At 30.7% G+C, this 17,307-nt stretch carries 16 protein-coding genes and 1 other annotated feature; of the genes, 10 read left to right on the top strand and 6 right to left on the bottom strand.

Features of this window, described 5'->3' with window-relative positions:
- Positions 1 to 218: 218 nt before the first annotated feature.
- The 3 genes from CLOCEL_RS17155 (at position 219) to CLOCEL_RS17145 (ending at position 2,432) form a co-directional block, all read left to right on the top strand.
- Positions 219 to 1,250, top strand: a complete 1,032-nt coding sequence (locus tag CLOCEL_RS17155) for an ABC transporter permease (RefSeq protein WP_010073513.1) — start codon at positions 219 to 221, stop codon at positions 1,248 to 1,250.
- Positions 1,251 to 1,379: 129 nt separating this feature from the next.
- The gene (locus CLOCEL_RS17150) at positions 1,380 to 2,204 is read left to right on the top strand and encodes a B12-binding domain-containing radical SAM protein (RefSeq protein ID WP_010073511.1); all 825 of its coding nucleotides are present in this window, start codon (positions 1,380 to 1,382) and stop codon (positions 2,202 to 2,204) included.
- Positions 2,205 to 2,231: 27 nt separating this feature from the next.
- Positions 2,232 to 2,432, top strand: a complete 201-nt coding sequence (locus tag CLOCEL_RS17145; RefSeq protein WP_010073510.1) for a hypothetical protein — start codon at positions 2,232 to 2,234, stop codon at positions 2,430 to 2,432.
- Positions 2,433 to 2,487: 55 nt separating this feature from the next.
- On the opposite strand, the gene hydG is transcribed toward CLOCEL_RS17145, so the two are convergent.
- The gene (gene hydG / locus CLOCEL_RS17140) at positions 2,488 to 3,897 is read right to left on the bottom strand and encodes a [FeFe] hydrogenase H-cluster radical SAM maturase HydG (RefSeq protein ID WP_010073509.1); all 1,410 of its coding nucleotides are present in this window, start codon (positions 3,895 to 3,897) and stop codon (positions 2,488 to 2,490) included.
- Between the two features lie 23 nt (positions 3,898 to 3,920).
- Positions 3,921 to 4,169: a TM1266 family iron-only hydrogenase system putative regulator gene (locus CLOCEL_RS17135; RefSeq protein WP_010073508.1), complete on the bottom strand. Its 249-nt coding sequence runs from the start codon at positions 4,167 to 4,169 to the stop codon at positions 3,921 to 3,923.
- Between the two features lie 615 nt (positions 4,170 to 4,784).
- Positions 4,785 to 5,031 (top strand) — a binding site (T-box leader).
- Positions 5,032 to 5,183: 152 nt separating this feature from the next.
- On the opposite strand from CLOCEL_RS17135, the gene CLOCEL_RS17130 reads away from it, so the two are divergent.
- Entirely contained in the window at positions 5,184 to 5,720 is a 537-nt protein-coding gene (locus tag CLOCEL_RS17130; protein ID WP_010073507.1) for a tryptophan transporter, read from the top strand.
- 132 nt (positions 5,721 to 5,852) lie between these two features.
- On the opposite strand, the gene CLOCEL_RS17125 is transcribed toward CLOCEL_RS17130, so the two are convergent.
- Positions 5,853 to 6,677 carry a flagellin N-terminal helical domain-containing protein gene (locus CLOCEL_RS17125; RefSeq protein WP_013291847.1) on the bottom strand — a complete coding sequence of 275 codons (825 nt, stop codon included), beginning with the start codon at positions 6,675 to 6,677 and terminating at the stop codon, positions 5,853 to 5,855.
- Positions 6,678 to 7,688: 1,011 nt separating this feature from the next.
- Here CLOCEL_RS17125 and hcp point away from each other — a divergent pair.
- The 4 genes from hcp (at position 7,689) to yjbM (ending at position 12,307) form a co-directional block, all read left to right on the top strand.
- Entirely contained in the window at positions 7,689 to 9,320 is a 1,632-nt protein-coding gene (gene hcp / locus CLOCEL_RS17120; RefSeq protein WP_010073506.1) for a hydroxylamine reductase, read from the top strand.
- A 270-nt stretch (positions 9,321 to 9,590) separates the two neighbouring features.
- On the top strand, positions 9,591 to 10,571 hold the full coding sequence (locus CLOCEL_RS17115) for a glycoside hydrolase family 113 (protein WP_010073505.1): 981 nt from the start codon (positions 9,591 to 9,593) through the stop codon (positions 10,569 to 10,571).
- Between the two features lie 225 nt (positions 10,572 to 10,796).
- Entirely contained in the window at positions 10,797 to 11,414 is a 618-nt protein-coding gene (locus CLOCEL_RS17110; RefSeq protein WP_010073504.1) for an NUDIX hydrolase, read from the top strand.
- A gap of 104 nt (positions 11,415 to 11,518) precedes the next feature.
- Entirely contained in the window at positions 11,519 to 12,307 is a 789-nt protein-coding gene (gene yjbM, locus CLOCEL_RS17105; protein WP_010073503.1) for a GTP diphosphokinase, read from the top strand.
- Between the two features lie 427 nt (positions 12,308 to 12,734).
- Here yjbM and CLOCEL_RS17100 read toward each other — a convergent pair whose 3' ends face one another.
- The 3 genes from CLOCEL_RS17100 to CLOCEL_RS17090 form a co-directional block, all read right to left on the bottom strand.
- Entirely contained in the window at positions 12,735 to 13,784 is a 1,050-nt protein-coding gene (locus CLOCEL_RS17100) for a galactose ABC transporter substrate-binding protein (protein ID WP_010073502.1), read from the bottom strand.
- Between the two features lie 465 nt (positions 13,785 to 14,249).
- Positions 14,250 to 15,104 (bottom strand): DMT family transporter, encoded by an 855-nt coding sequence (locus CLOCEL_RS17095; protein WP_010073501.1) that lies wholly within the window; start codon positions 15,102 to 15,104, stop codon positions 14,250 to 14,252.
- A gap of 31 nt (positions 15,105 to 15,135) precedes the next feature.
- The gene (locus CLOCEL_RS17090) at positions 15,136 to 15,984 is read right to left on the bottom strand and encodes a DMT family transporter (protein ID WP_010073500.1); all 849 of its coding nucleotides are present in this window, start codon (positions 15,982 to 15,984) and stop codon (positions 15,136 to 15,138) included.
- 345 nt (positions 15,985 to 16,329) lie between these two features.
- Between CLOCEL_RS17090 and CLOCEL_RS17085 the strand changes: the two genes are divergently transcribed.
- Together CLOCEL_RS17085 and CLOCEL_RS17080 are read left to right on the top strand one after the other, a co-directional pair.
- Positions 16,330 to 16,710: a DUF3888 domain-containing protein gene (locus CLOCEL_RS17085; RefSeq protein WP_010073499.1), complete on the top strand. Its 381-nt coding sequence runs from the start codon at positions 16,330 to 16,332 to the stop codon at positions 16,708 to 16,710.
- Positions 16,711 to 16,928: 218 nt separating this feature from the next.
- On the top strand, positions 16,929 to 17,291 hold the full coding sequence (locus tag CLOCEL_RS17080) for a Na-translocating system protein MpsC family protein (RefSeq protein WP_010073498.1): 363 nt from the start codon (positions 16,929 to 16,931) through the stop codon (positions 17,289 to 17,291).
- Positions 17,292 to 17,307: the final 16 nt, after the last annotated feature.

Below are 17,307 nucleotides of genomic sequence, written 5' to 3'. Positions count from 1 at the left end.
GTGGGAAACTAGTAGTGAAACAGATGTTTAAGATTTTAATATACTCATATAAAGAACGCGTTTTTGCAAAGAGTTTTGCAATATTAACATTAATAACTATATTGATTATTGGAGTCGCTGTTAATTCTCCTTATTTTTTTAGAAAAGCTTACTGAGGGTGAGATACAAAAATTACTGTTGTTGATGAGACCGGAGCTATGCTTTGAAGTGATGAGGATTTGAAGCCTATAGCTTCTGAAAAAATTCAATGGAGTATTGATAAAAAAAGTAATGAAGATGCTCTTAAAGAAAAGGTACTTGATGAAGATTTAGATGCTGTTGCTATAGTTAAACAAAAAAATGATACTGAAATTTATATTGATTATCTTGTGAAGAACTCTTCAACAGTAGATAATACTCCCAAAATACTTCAAAGTTATATAGAAACGATTCATATGTATACATTAGCAAATTCATTTTCTATTGATTCTAGCACTGTATCAAAGTTGATATCACCATCAGAAATACAAATAAAAAGTCTTCAACAGAATACTCAAAATGCGTTAGTTCCTGCTTATCTTATGCTTATTCTTTTAAGTATTTCTATTATGACTTATGGAGTAACAGTTTCATCTATTGTTGCAATGGAAAAAGGTAACAGAGTAATGGAACTTCTTGTAACATCTACAAAACCCCTTGCACTTTTCGTTGGTAAAACCTTTGGTGTAGGGCTCGCAGGATTAACTCAGATTGAAATATATGGAATTACTGGAGGACTTTTTTATAAATTCGGAAGTAAATCATCAGTTTCATTAGATGGATTAAATATTGATTTTTCATCTATTTCAGGGACTAATATTGCATTTTTGGTCATTTTCTTCTTGCTAGGGTATTTTTTCTATTCCGTTATTTTTGCGGCTTTAGGATCTCTTGTTAATAAGACTGAAGAAATGTCTTTTGTAAATTTACCTTTGACTAGGATTCTTATGTTCTCAATGCTTATAGGAATATTGGTTGTTCAAGTTCCAGATGGTACATTGGTGAAAGTTTGTACATATATACCATTTACTGCACCGGGGGCGACCTTTGTAAGAATAGTTTTATCTGAAATAACTATGACTGAAGTATTTACTTCTATTGCAGTACTTTCAGCATTTATTTTTGTAGTTGGTTGCATATCGGCTATTGTCTTCAGAGTTGGAGTTCTTATGTATGGAAAGTTACCAACTCCAAAGCAAATTTATTTAACAATAAAAAATAATGGTATATAAAAGTAAAAAATAAAATATCAAGAAAGTTTGAGCTAGGTGTTTCTATGGAAAATGAAAATATCAAAAATAATAGAAATGAGTTTTTAGGTCAATGTGTATTTATAACAGGTGCAAGTAGGGGCATTGGTTTTGAAATTGCCAGAGGATTTGCTCCCTATAATCAAGAGGGAATTTGTAAATATACAGGCTTACGGTCGCGTTATAAATGTTGTGACAAGTAGAGGATGTCCAGGAAATTGTATTTACTGTTCTGCTACAGCGTTGTCTGGTGCTACATATAGAACGAGAAGTATAGAGAGCGTGTTTATGGAGATTGTTCTTCTTAAAGAATTGCTGAAAGGAAAAATGGATTTAGTATATTTTATAGATGATACTTTTACAGCTTTTCCTGAAAGAGTTCTAAAATTTATAGATATATCAGAGAAAAATAATTTAAATGTTCCATGGCGATGTGAATCAAGAATAGATGTAATGACAGGAGAACTTATTAAGAGCATGGCTGAGGGTGGATGTAGGGGTATAGTATACGGCATAGAGAGTGGCAGTCAAGAAATTCTTGATAAGATAAGAAAAAAGATAGATTTAAATCATGTAAGAAACATTATAAAATATACTTGTGACACTGGAATGAAATTAAGTGTGAATTTTATGATTGGCCATTATTGTGATACAATCGAGACAATGAAAGAAACAGTAGATTTTATTAGAGAAATATATGAAAATTTCGGCGCAGATATTGCACTTACATATAATACTCCTTATCCAGGGACTTGGCAATATACGCATCGTGATGAATTAGGGATAAATATTATAACTGATGATTACAGCCAATTCACGATAGTTGACCCAATTGTAGAAACAAAAAACTTTACAGTAAAAGATCAATTAGATATATCACTGAAAGCAGTGCATTATATTTTGAACAATAGTCCAACTTATGAGGAGGTGATATAAAAACAAAATGAAAGGAGGAAAGTAAAAATGAAAGAAAAAAATTTACCTTTTTATGTTCTTGCAATGTGTTTGGGTGCAGGAATAATGGTTATAGGATTTGCATTGAAAACAGCTAGAGCAAGTAGCATATTTTTGAATTTTTCAGCAGTATTAGGGCTTTTAGTTGTTATTCTTAACTTGTTTTTCCTAATAAAACATGTAGCAAAGAATATAGAAAAAAATAAATAAGAAAATAAAGGGGTGTCGCAATAGCGTTAAAAAACGCTAGCGATGCCCCTTAGTTTTATAAATACAAATCTCGAGTTCCAGATTCGATTTTAGCTAAATTTTCTTTAGTTAAAATAAGAATTTTTTCATTTGTTATATTCTTTAAGTTATCTTCAATGGCTTTTAATCCTATTTCTTTTAGCTCATCATCAGCATAATCTACAAGATATTCTTTAAAGGTCATCAGTGCATTTGGAAGACATACATTTTGTATGTTGCCTGTTTTAGCCAAAGCCATAAATCTTTCACCAGTTCTTCCTTGTCTATAGCAACCAGTGCAGAAGCTAGGAATATAGCCATCACGGCAAAGCTCTTTTAAGATTTCAGGAGCAGTTCTGTTGTCGCCGCCTTCAAATTGGGCGCCTTCCAGATTTGAATCTCCGTAAAGGCTATCGTAGTATCCACCAATTTCTGTAATGGATCCAGCAGAGACTTGAGATATACCAACGTGAATAACTTCTTTTCTGAATGAGGGCTCTTCTCTTGTGGATATAAGCATACCAGTGTAAGGAACTGCAACTCTTATTATGGCAACTAGTTTTTTAAAATCCTTATCATTAACAAGGTAAGGATATTTCTCTAAATCCATGCCTATTGCAGGTTTAAGTCTTGGTACAGAAATAGTATGAGGACCTACACCAAAGGCTTCTTCTAGGTGATTGGCATGCATGAATAATCCCATAAGTTCATATTTGTAATCATATAGACCAAATAAAACTCCAATTCCAACATCATCTATGCCGCCTTCCATGGCTCTATCCATTGCAGTTGTATGATAGTCATAGTCGTGCTTTGGGCCTGTAGGATGCATTTTACTATAAGTTTCTCTATGATAGGTTTCTTGAAAAAGGGTATAGGTTCCGATTCCAGCTTCTTTAAGCATTCTATATTCTTCAACGGTAGTTGCAGCAATATTCACATTAACTCTTCTTATTGAGCCATTGTCTTTATTAACGCTATAGATAGTTTTCATACAATCTAAGATATATTCTATAGGGGTTTCCTTTGGATGCTCTCCGCTTTCTATAACTATTCTTTTGTGCCCCATAGATTCTATAATTTCTACTTCTCTAGCTACTTCTTCTTGGGTTAACTTTCTACGTTTTTCTTGGTTTTTACAGCTAAAACCACAATAAGTACAGCCGTTTACACAATGATTTGAAACGTATAATGGTGCAAACATAACTATCCTGTTACCGTATATAGATTCTTTAACTTGATGAGATGTTTCGTATAGCTTTTCAAGGATATCGTCATCTTCAGTAAAAATAAGTGCAGAAATTTCTTCAATTGAAAGTCCTTTAGCATCTTTAGATCTCTCAATAAGTGATTTTAGATATTCTTTATCTTTTGCTTTTTCTTCACCAAGCTTTAAATATTCTTTAATTTTTTCGTCGTCAATAAAACTAGCTTTTTGGAATGTCATTATTATACCTCCATCATTTAGAATTATTTTTTAGCTAAGGCAGATTTAACACTGATATGAGGAATACGTCCTAGTTTACCTGTGAAAGCACTTACTTCATCACTTGTTCCTTCCACGATTAAGGATATAACGGAAATATTTCTCTCTCTATAAGGTACGCCCATTCTACCTATAACTAAATTATTAAAACTGTGAATCACATTATTGACTGCACCGACACTTTCTAAGTTTTCAACTATTATCCCTATAATGCCTATTCTCTTATCTTCCATTAATTTTAACTCCTTAAAACAAAAACTCTAAAAATTAGTATATAGTATTATGATAGTAAATTATAAAAGAACATCATTATTAAGCATTAGCTTCTTGTAGAGTTATATGTCCCTACAGTCAGGAATGCGTTATGTTTTTCTATATCTACGGGATATGCCATAGGATACAGAGAATAAAAGTACGTTATGTTATTTGGTAACTATTGAAAATATGTTATTAAAAGTGATTAGACAATGAAGTATACAACTTTCAATAGATATAGATAATGAATTAAGATAAGAAGTTAATTCATTATCTAATATAATAATACTAATGATAAAGCAAAACAATATAAATTGTGAAAATTATAACAAAGTTTTTCATGAGGCATAAGTTTAGATATGGTATAGTTAGTGCTAAATTTTAGATATAATAATTGCGTAAGATGTAAATATGATATATAAGTTTCATCATTGTAACTTTATCAGAACTCTACGGGCATAATGAACCATCAATATAATCTATAAAGAATTTTTATCAAAGCTTACATATTGAGCATAAACAAATTTAGATAATTTAAGATGCTTTTATTGACAAGCTTCATGTAAAAGGATATTATTATATTAATGATATAATTAAATTCTTAGATAAGGAAGAGTAGCTATAAAGTATAGTTTTAGAGAGTCGATGATGGTGGAAATTCGATACGATGGCTTGTAGTGAATGGACCTTGGAGAAACAAACCGAAACCTTTAATTGTAAGGTAGTAGTATTTGGCGGAAGCCCTCCGTTATAGGGGATAGGATATGTTGGTATCTGAAAAAGAGTGATACTTTTATAAGTATAATTTAGGTGGCACCGCGGAGTAACTTCGCCCTATTGGTTAGGGACGAGGTTTTTTAGTTTTTTGTAGGAAAATAGATTTTAATACATTTAGTATTTCTGTATAACAATATAGACTTATATGAAAAAAGCAAACAAGACAATGAAATTACCCTTTCAAACAAAAAATATATATTAAGGAGAGATTTTTTATGAGCACTAGAAAATTAACAATAGCATCATTATTTTTAGCAGTTGGACTTATTCTTCATTATATCATGCCAGGATTTCTTGGAGGAATGAAACCAGATCCGTTTTTAGCCATGATGTTTATTACAATTTTAATCTGTGGGGATTATAAGACTACTTTAGCAGTTGGACTAGCTTCTGGAATATTAACAGCACTGACAACTACTATGCCAGGAGGACAGATACCAAATATTATAGATAAAATCATCACAGCACAGGTTGTATTCTTTATACTTAAGACATTTAATACATTAGAAGAAAAAGCTAAAGGCAACAGTTTGATTAAGCAAGTTAAAATGGTGGTTGTATCAATTGTTGGAACCCTTGTTAGTGGAACTATATTTCTATCAACAGCAATTTATATAATGGGAGTGGAATTACCATTTGGTATATTATTTAACTCAGTTGTACTTCCCGCAACTGTTGGTAATACTGTATTAGTTTTGTTTACTACTAATGTTGTTTTAGTTGCATTAAAAAGAAGTTCTTTTAAGATATAGTAATAGGATTATAGTTTAATGTAGAAAAATATTTATAAAAGAATTGAAAAGATGACTCAAAGTTCCTAGGAACTTTTGAGTCATCTTTCTTAGCCTATTTCACTAAAGAAGTTTAGTATTTAGTGTATTAAACTATTTTAATAATTGAAGGACGTTTTGTGGTGCTTGGTTAGCTTGAGATAACATAGATTGAGCAGCTTGTTGAAGAACGTTATTCTTTGTAAAGTGCATCATTTCCTTAGCCATGTCAACGTCTCTTATTCTTGATTCTGCTGCTTGTAAGTTTTCTGAAGCATTATTTAAGTTAGAAATTGTGTGTTCAAGTCTATTTTGAGTAGCTCCAAGCGCTGATCTTTGAGTTGATACAGCCTTTATAGCATCGTTAATCTTAGTAATTGCAGTTGCTGCTGCACTATTTGTACCAACAGATAGACCAGATATTCCAAGACCAGAAGCAGCCATGGATACTATCTTAATTTCAAGTGTTAAGTTAACATCAGAGTTAGCTCCGATTTGTAATTTAACGCCTGTTGCAGCTAATGAACCGTTCAATAATTTCTTTTCGTTGAACTCAGTTGTTTTAGCAATTCTATCGATTTCTGTTGTTAGAGTATCCATTTCGGCTTTAATAGCAGCTCTATCAACATTAGCGTTTGTATCATTTGCACCTTGAACAGCTAGTTCTCTCATTCTTTGAAGGATACTTTGAGTTTCATTTAAGCCACCTTCTGCAGTTTGGATTAAAGAAATACCATCTTGAGCATTTCTAGAAGCTTGATCAAGACCTCTGATTTGAGCTCTCATTTTTTCAGAAATTGATAAACCAGCAGCATCATCGCCAGCTCTATTTATTCTTAAACCTGAAGATAACTTCTCCATTGATTTAGCAGCATTACTATTGTTGATCCCCATATTTCTTTGTGCATTCATAGCGTTCATATTGTGGTTGATTATCATAATAAAATTCCTCCTAAGTTTTCACTTTTGTGCATCAATATGCTTATATTTTTAATTTGTAGTTAGCTAAGTTCAATTTATTGATCAAGGTATAAATCTTTAGTTCCACAGTGGAACCTCTCGGGACATTCTAGCTAATTTGATATTTAATAGCTCGTCCTCACACTAGGTATATCGAGAGTGATTTCATATACTTTACACTTTTTTAGAATTTTTATTTGAAATATTTAATTTAATTTAAAATAAAGTTTAAAATATTATAAAACTACTTATTTATATTATAAAATTATGGGAAGAAGTATTTATAGCTAGTTAATACCATAAATTTTTACGAACTTAATAGTGGGTATAAGTTTTAATAATGTTTGCGCATTAAAAAAATACCACCTATGAAATCAATGTAAATTTTTAATCAGAACTTATATATTTAATATATGATTTATTGGGAAAATGAAATTATTAAAGAGTTTAGAATGTTTTACCTAAGATTAATATTGATGGGGTAGTATCACTAGTACCTCTCACAGAAATAAGATTTATAAAGTGTTATCATTATATAATGACTTTACGAAATGCGAAACATATAAATGAGAGGAAACATTGGATAATAATGAGTGAAAAATAAGTATAGACGAATCAATCACTTATTATAGAAGACTTTGTTTATTTGTAAAAGCTTTTTAAAAATATATTCAATTACATATTATTGATGTATTTAAAATTACCAAAAAATATTTAAAAAAATGCATATAGTGTAACCAATGTTACAGAAAAAGTGCACCGTGTTGGTATATTATATAGTTGTAGCAAGGAACAAAATAATTAGTTTAAAGCTACAGGGGGTTGAGGCGCTTAGATAAATCCTAAAGGTAACTAAGGAAACAACATTAATCGAAAGCGCCAAGAATATAACGTAAGTACTGAAAGTAAATTTATGTAGAGGTAAACAAAAATCAATTTCGACTCATGAATATTTAAATTATAAATAAGAGTATTTTGGGAGGCAAGATTATGAGTATGTTTTGTTATCAATGTGAACAAAGAGCAGGAGAGTCAGGGTGTACAGTTTCAGGGGTCTGTGGAAAAAATCCAAGAGTGGCAGCACTTCAAGATTTATTAATACATCAATTAAAAGGAATTGGTTTCTATGGTAATAAGGCTGTAGAAAACGGTTATGTTCCATCAGAAAAATTAAGTGTTTTTGTGGCAGATGGATTATTTTCAACTTTAACAAATGTTAGTTTTGACGAAGATAAATTTGCTGACTTAGTTATTCTTTCAAATGAAATCAAAAAAGAAATGAAAGAAGCTTCAAAAGTCATTGGATCTGAGTTTGCAGAATATGTGGCTCCATCAGATAAAGAAGAAATGATTAAAGAAGCTGTTAGATTTGGTGTTAGAGCTGATGCAAGTTTAAACGAAGATGTAAGATCTTTAAGAGAACTTATAATGTATGGGCTAAAGGGTATGGCTGCATATACTCATCACGCTAAAGTTTTAGGACAAAGCAATGATGATGTAAATAAATTTTTCTTAAAAGCTTTAGCAGCTACTCTTGACGATACTTTAACTGTAAATGATTATGTAGGACTTGCTATGGAACTTGGTCAAGTTAACTTCAAATGCATGGAAATGCTTGATGCTGCCAATACAGGAACTTATGGACATCCAGAGCCTACAGCAGTAAGAATTACAAAGAAAAAAGGACCTTTTATCGTAGTATCTGGCCATGATTTAAAAGATTTAAAACAATTATTAGAACAAACAGAAGGAAAAGGAATAAACATCTATACTCATGGTGAAATGCTTCCAACTCATGCTTATCCAGAACTTAAAAAGTATTCACACTTAGTAGGAAACTTTGGTGGAGCTTGGCAAGAACAACAAAAAGAATTTGATAACATTCCTGGAGCTATATTAATGACAACAAACTGTATCCAAAAACCAAAGGCAAGCTATATGGATAGAATGTTTACTTCAGGGGTAGTATACTGGCCAAACACAACTCACATAAAAGATGTTGATGGCGTAAAAGATTTTACTCCAGTTATCGATAAAGCTTTAGAGCTTGGTGGTTGGGCAGAAGATGAAGAAGAAAAAACAATATTAGTTGGGTTTGGAAGAAATGCAACTTTGAGCCATGCAAATGAAATTATATCTGCAGTTAAAAATGGAGACATTAAGAGATTTGTATTAATCGGTGGATGTGACGGTGCAAAACCAGGTAGAAACTACTATACAGATTTAGCAACATCTCTTCCACAAGATAGTGTTATATTAACTCTTGCTTGCGGAAAATATAGATTCAACAAGTTAGACTTTGGAACTGTAGCAGGATTACCAAGGTTACTAGATGTAGGACAATGTAATGATGCGTACTCAGCAGTAAGAATAGCTTTAGCTTTAGCAGAAGCTTTTGAATGTGGAGTAAATGATCTTCCACTATCAATAGTACTTTCTTGGTACGAACAAAAAGCAGTATGTATTTTACTATCTCTATTATCACTTGGTATAAAGAACATGAAGCTAGGACCAACACTTCCAGCTTTCGTATCACCAAATGTACTAAATGTATTAGTTGAAAACTTTAATATTGCTCCAACTACAACTGTTGAAGCTGATTTAAAGGAAATTTTAGGATAATTAGAACTTTATAAAATTTTTGAGTTAACCATGATATCTAAATTGAAAATATCTCTATAATACAATCTTTATTAATAAAACTTATATCTCAAAAGCTTCCTTACGAAAAGTTACTTTAATTTTTCGTAAGGAGTTTTTATTTGCTAGGAATTTAGAAAGTTAACTTTTGTCTCATGAAAAAATGGATTTAAAGTTTGACTTTAAATTGCAAAAACTTATGTATATAATTATGAAGAAAACTCTTATTATATAAGAAAAGGGGAGTATATTATGGGGGATAATTTTTTTGTTAAAGGTATGACTTTTGGTTGGCACTCCACAAGGGGACAGTGGAAAGAACAGTATTCCGTAGATTCACTGAAAAAGCTTAAGGAAACAGGGAGTGAATGGATAGCTCTTTCCTTTTGGACATGGCAAGATACGTATAATTCAACTAACATATATTTTGATTATGATTATACGGTAACAGATAGTGATATTGAATATATTGTGAAGGAAGCTCATAACTTAGGACTTAAGGTTTGCTTAAAGCCTGTAGTTAATTGCAAGGATGGCATGTGGAGAGGTCATATAGATTTTCCTGATGATATAGGCTGGGGTACAAAAAAGGACTATTGGAAAGAATGGTTTAGATCTTATAATAGTTTTATTAACCATTATGCAGAGATTGCAGAGAAAACTGGCTGTGAGATGTTTTGTATCGGCTGTGAGATGGTTAAAACCGAGAGAAAAAGTGACTATTGGAGAAAGCTTATAAAGGATGTAAGAGAATTATATAATGGACCAGTAATATATAATGCAAATCATGGTAAAGAAAATAATGTTACTTTTTGGGATGCTGTCGATTACATAGGGACTAGCGCATATTTTTCTGTAGCAGATAAGCCTAAGGATTCTGTAGAAAATATGGTGAAAAATTGGGAGAAGGAGCTTATTTCTTTAAAGGAACTCAGCGAAAAATATAATAAAAAGATATTATTTATAGAAATAGGCTGTCGAAGTGCTGAAGGCTGTGCAATGACTCCATATGAGTTTATAAGAGATGTTCCTTATGATGAAGATGAACAGGCAAATTTTTATGAAGCTACCTTTATTGCACTAGAGAATAAGACTTGGTTCTGCGGATATTTCTGGTGGGATTGGGCTGCAAAATTATATGACATATCAGAAGCACAGGTAGAAAAGGGCTTTAGTATATACGGAAAAAAGGCTGAAAAAATCGTAACTTGTTGGTATAAAGAAAAGCTTTAGATAAAGTAGAATATTTCGTAGAAAAATTAACATAAGTCTAAGATTTTATTATCAATATTGTATAGAATATTGGCTATAAATGGACTATAATTGTAATATAATAAAAAATTATTTTACAATTAAAATTTTAATTATAAGAGAAAGTTTTAATTATGTGAATAAAAATTTTGACTATATGAATGCAAGTTAAATTTTATTTTGTATTAAGAATGGAGTGTGGATTAAATGAGTTACCAATGGATAGAATATGCTAGAAGAGTGCAAGCGTTGGCGCAGATAGGGCTAGCGAATTGCAATAACCCTTATGACATTGAAAGATATGAGGAACTTAGAGATATAAGCGTAAAGCTTATGGCCACATATTCTGATACAGAAATAGAGACTGTAAGAGAGTTGTTTGCAAGAGAAACTGGCTATCAAACTCCAAAGACTGTAGTAAGGTCTGTGGTTTTTAAAGATGGAAAGGTTCTTATGGTTCAAGAAAAAGCTGATTATAAATGGGCACTTCCAGGAGGTTGGAGTGATATAGGTTATACTCCAGGTGAGGTTGCGGCAAAGGAAACCTTTGAAGAAGCTGGAATAAAGGTAAAACCGGTAAAACTTTTAGCTGTTTTTGATAGATCAAAACATCCGCATCTTCCAACATCATCACATGTATATAATATTTTCATACAGTGTGAAATGGTGGAAGGAGAAATAAAGCCAGGACTTGAGACTAATGATGTAGGTTTTTTTGATAGAAACTCGCTTCCAACATTATCAACTGCAAGGATAACTGAAGATGAAATGGAAATTATTTTTCAGTTTTTAGATGATGAAAACAAAGCGGCAGTATTCGACTAAAAAATAATTGGAAAAAATATGTAATTTATGACTTGTATTTCCAGAAAATTATTATATAATATTTACGGGGATACGATTATTATATAGATACAAGGATGAATGCAATGGCTATACGACAATGGAAAGAGATATTAGTACCTTATGATCAAGCTGTAGAAGAACTAAAATTAAAGTTTAAGAGTATAAGAAAAGAGTATAGAAAGAGAAATGAATACTCACCTATTGAGTTTATTACAGGTAGGGTTAAAGAAATCAATAGTATGCTTGAAAAAGCAAGTAAATTCCAAATACCTTTAGAGAGGGTAGAATACGAGCTGGAGGATATAGCTGGTATAAGAATAATGTGTCAGTTTGTTGATGATATTTGGACTGTGGTTAAGATATTACGAGGACGAAACGATATGCAAGTAATCTATGAGAAAGATTACGTTACAAATGTAAAAGAAAGTGGATATAGAAGTTATCATATGATAATAAAATATCCAGTACATATGGCAGAGGGCACAAAGGAAATTCTAGCAGAGATACAAATAAGAACTCTAGCTATGAATTTCTGGGCAACTATAGAACATTCTCTTAATTATAAATATAAGAGAGCTATACCAGAAGAAATTAAGCGAAAGCTAAAAGAAGCAGCAGATTCTGCATATAATTTAGATGAACTCATGACTGGAATAAAGGATGAGATAACAGATGCTCAAAAGCTTTTTGAAGTTAAATCTTCTTTTGTCACAGAGATAGTAAATAACATCTTAACTCTTTCTTCTTTAGGAAAGCATAATGAAGCTATGAGATTTAGAGAGCATCTAAATAAAGTTTTAAAAGATGGAGATGTTGTTGAATTATCAGAACTTTTAGCTAAAACCCAAAGAGCAATTGATATGTTTAAATAAAGATTTCTGATGTGAAATTAAAATTTCTTAGAAAGAAAATATTTAAATAATAAAAAATTCCTAGAGGGAGAAACTACCTCTAGGAATTTTTTATTATTCAAGAAACAACTTGCATAATATATATTCCAATTAAGGATATACATTAGTCTTAACAATAGCATATGGATTTAATAATTAGAAGTATTATTATAAGATAGTTTAGGAGTTATTAATTCCTATATAGTCATCATTGAAATACTTGCCGCTTTGCCATAGGTATAGCAAAAGGCTAAAAATATCTGTCCTGAGGTTGAGAATACACCCGCAAGTAAAAGAAAAACCAATTGATTATGTCATTGAATCATAACTGAAAATAACATAAGGAGCAGTTATAGCTAAGGTCATCCTATAAAATCACAGGATAAAAAATGAATTATGTCTTTGAGAGTTATTGTTTGTATTCATAGTAAGGCATTTCTATTGCTATTCCTGTTTTGTCAAATTGATATTTTGTATTTTCTATAGGATTTCTATTTAAAACTAGATTGATTCCAACAGTATAAAGTGCTTGTGCCAATTCGTTAGGGTCTTGAATAACAGTGCTAGCCATAATACCTTTATTGACTAATTCTCTTGCTTCTGGTATTCCGTCAACTCCGAAAACTGGTATATTTTTAGTTTTCCCTCCTTTATTATAACCATATTTTTGTAAAGCCTCAATAGCTCCTATTGCCATAGCATCGTTATTAGAAATTATAACCTCCACTTTATTGGATAAGTTTAAAAGTAAGGAATTCATGGTTAATTTAGCTAATTCCTTATCCCAATTACATACTCTTGATGCTAATTCTTCAGTTGCTATTCCTGAATCACTGATTGTTGATATAGAATAATTACTTCGGTAATTTGTTGCTTTGCTGTCAGGATTACCTTTTAGCATAATATATTGAATTTTATCATCTCTATTTCTGTCTAGGATATCTTTGTTAGCAAGCCATTTATCTACAATAATTTTGCCTTGAATAATTCCAGACTTTCTAGAATCGGTTGCTATAAAAACAACCCTTTTATAGGACTTAACAATTTGTGGTATATTAGATAATTCAAAACTAAATAAAATTAAAGGTGTATTATTTTTTTGAGCTTTATTAACAACATCTGATACTAAAGTTTCATTTGAATTAACCATATCGATTAGTAAAAGATCAAAATTTTTATTAAATATAGAAGATAAAATTGCATCTTGTACAGCTTGATTATCTTGACCATCAAAAAAAGTGAATTTTATAGTATCTTCATGTTCGTTTTGTATATTATTTAGACTTTGCTTTACAAGCGACATATATGGATCATTAATATTAAAAAACATTACGCCTACATTAGTTATTTTTCTTACACTAGCAGTTTGTAAGCATATGATATTTGGCATTTTATTCATTGAGGTGAAAAGCATTATAAATGGAATAAAAAATATTATTACTTTTTTTAATATATTCATTACAGTCACCTGTGTTTATTCTTACTCATTAGGGTGTATTTAAATATTAAATTTATTCTATGCGTAATTTGAAAAAGTATGAGAAAAAGAATGTTACTACTTTATGGTAAAATAAAGTATAAACCTTTCAATCTGAAAAAGTTTCGATTATATTTGCAATATAACCTGTATTATTACCAATGCTAAATAGACTAGGAGAAAAACGTTCATCATTAATACTCGGAAAAATATAGTACCTAAACGTCTGTGCTCAAGAGTTCTTTAAAATATCTTGAAGATATTTAGGCATTTGGTTTATAGTATCAGATAATGAAGTTTGATGAACGTTGTTTTCGCAAAATGTTGTAAGTTTTACTCTAGATGACATTTTGGGGTATCATTATACCATATCATGTTCCGTATGGGATACTTTACAAGCTTTTCATGTGATAATCAGAAGATAGTTTAATTTTATTATGGAACTTTTTATTTACCTTTAGATTTTTCATATAGAAAGGCAGCAGCAGAGGAACCAATTATAAGAATATAACCTATAATACTAAGATAATCAGGAGCCTCATTAAATAGCATCATTCCAAGGAATGCTGAGAAAATAATCTGAGTATAATCATAAATAGATATGTCAGAAGCTGGTGCATAGCTATAAGCCGTTGTCAGAGTCATTTGTGCAATAGATGCAAAAACTCCAGCAATTAAAAGTGATGAAAGTTGAATAAGAGTCATAGGGTGATAGCTTATAAATAAAAATGGTGAAGTTGAAACACAAGAGAAAAGAGAGAAATAAAATACTATTGTATAATTTTTTTCTCTTCCTCTTAAAGTTCTAACATATGTATAAGCTCCACCAGCACAAATAGCCCCTAAAATTGCAACTAATGCAGGAATTATGCTTACATTAAAAGATGGTTTAACTATAAAGAGACTTCCTACAAAAGCTATGATTAGTGAAATAAATTGAGCTTTAGTAATTTTTTCTTTTAAAAATAAAAAGGAAAAAATTATAACGAAGAAAGGGCTTAATTTATTTAGCATAGTAGCATCTGCAAGGAGTAAATGATCTATAGCATAAAAACTTGCGACAATTCCAAGAGTACCAAGGGTTGATCTTATTAGTAAGAGCCCTTGGTTCTCTTTTTTTCCGAAAAGTTTTGATTTGTTTTTTAATGCAGGAATCAAAGCTACTACTACAGTAACCAGATTCCTGAAAAAGGTTTTTTGTGTTGAAGGCAAATCTCCAGAGAGCTTAACAAAAACAGTCATAATTGCAAAGCTTAATGAAGCGATAAGCATGAACATGATGCCTTTAGTTTTATTATTCATAAGTAAAAATCTCCTTAAATATAGCTTGAAATTACGTTTTCCTTTTTATAAGTACAGGGTATAAGGAAGAACCTATAATTATAATATAACCTAAAAAGCTATAGATATCTGGAAGTTCGTTAAAAATTCCATAGCCAATTATGGCTGAATAAATAATCCCAACGTAATCATACATGGATATATCGGCAGCTTTACCGTAAGTATAACCTAAGGTTAAAAAGATCTGACCTAAGGTTGAAAATACCCCTGCTAACAAAAGAAAGCTTAGTTCATAAATATTCATATGATCGTAACTAAACAGGATGTATGGTGTAGTGAGAAGTAAAGTTGTAGTTGAATAGCAAAAAACTATTGTAAAGAAGTTTTCCTTATTACCAATTTTGCGTATAAAGCTGTAGGCAATTCCAGCGAATAATGCTGAAGCTACTCCAACTAAAGCAGGAAGTAGTTCAGAGTTAAAGCCTGGCTTAATAACAAGTAAACTTCCTGAAAATGCAATAATCAACGTAACTATTTGTAATTTTGAAACTCTTTCCTTTAACAATACGAAACTCATAAGTATGGTGAAAAAAGGTGATAATTTTCCTAGTATTACTGCATCAGATAAAACCATTTTATCTATAGTATAGTATGTAGTTATCAACGCTAAGGCGCCAAAAAAAGCTCTTAGTAATAGAAACTTTCGGTTTTCCTTATGTCCAAATAGTTTAGTCTTATTGCATTTTAAAATAATAAAAACCAGTACACAGGTAACGATACTGGTGAAGAAGCTTTTTTGAAGGGCTCCAACATCTTTCACCACTTTAGTTGCTGCGCTCATAGAAGAGAAGCTGATAGTGGCAAGAATTATAAATATTATACCTTTACTTTTGTCTTTCATATAGTGCTCCTTTTTTATAGTTATCTTAGAAGCCTTACCCTTTCAATGGTAGAGTAAAGCACGAATAATATCACTAAAACCAATACTTTTATGGATGATTTGTGTAACGAGTAAATATCCTATATGTTAATCATACCACAGTAATAAGAAATATGTAGAAGAAAGGAAGTCTAAGTTATCTAGAGAGTAATAAAACCTAGATTGTATAGACTATATATATTCCCATTAAAAAACCTACATTGCATTTATCAACGTAGCACCGATTAAATGTAGAAACATTGTTCGAAGATAGATAAACAATGTTGAAGTGAAAAATGATTATGTATAAGTTTAGGAGGAAAGGTTATGAAAAAATTTACTTTAGTTTTAATCTTATCAATGCTTTTAACTACATTTTCTAGTTCATTTGTTCTTGCTGATGGCAAGGATAAAGGTGGATTAGGAAAATACTATGGAGATGAGCCGTTATATCAAAATCTTTATGAAGAATTATTAACTCCAGAGATAACCAAGGAGATTGGAAATTATTATGGTCAATACTACAATTATGATATCAATAAGATTGATATATTAAATGTTTACAGAAGTTATGATAATTTTAAGGTCAGAATTACTACTACAGATAAGGAAAAAAAGATTATACATATAGATGAAATGACTGTTGAAATAAATGAAGGAAAAGTTACAATAAAGGATTTTAAGCATATAAGTAGTAGAAAAATTTAGTTAGTAAATTTTTGAAGTTATCTAATACAAGAGTTATTGGTTTCAAAGACATAGCAATAGGCAGTGAATTAAATATAGTTAGTGCCTAAGAAATGAAAGTTATAGTAATTTATATTTTACAATCATGCGTAAATCGTGCTATAATCTATAAATAAATTAAGAAATAGAAAAGATATGAGAGATTTATTAATCAGGTTAATAATATACTGAGGTGTTCAATGACAAAAGGACAAATTGAGGCGAAGATAAGCGAAGCAATAAGTAGGTTTGAGATTGAGCATATGGGCAGAGGTCCAGAAAAAATCCGAACAGTTATACTTGAAGATTTAATACTTATAAGGCTTAAAGGTTTTTTGAGTAAGTCTGAAAAAAGTTTAGCACAAAATAAGGAAGGTATTGATTTAATTAAAAAAGTTAGAATTGCTTTATTTGAAAATGCTAGGGAAAGTTTAGAGGAAGCAGTAAAATCAGTACTTGATGTTAATATAATAAGTACTTATTCTGATGTGAGTACAAAAACAGGTGAAAAAATCATAGGAATAGTGGTAGACCAAAATATTGAAGAAAAATTTATAAAATAATTTGGAAGACGTATTG

Source organism: Clostridium cellulovorans 743B, from assembly GCF_000145275.1.
Classification (GTDB): domain Bacteria; phylum Bacillota; class Clostridia; order Clostridiales; family Clostridiaceae; genus Clostridium_K; species Clostridium_K cellulovorans.
The sequence above is the reverse complement of the archived record's forward strand: the minus strand, read 5'-3'. Positions and strand labels throughout refer to the sequence as shown.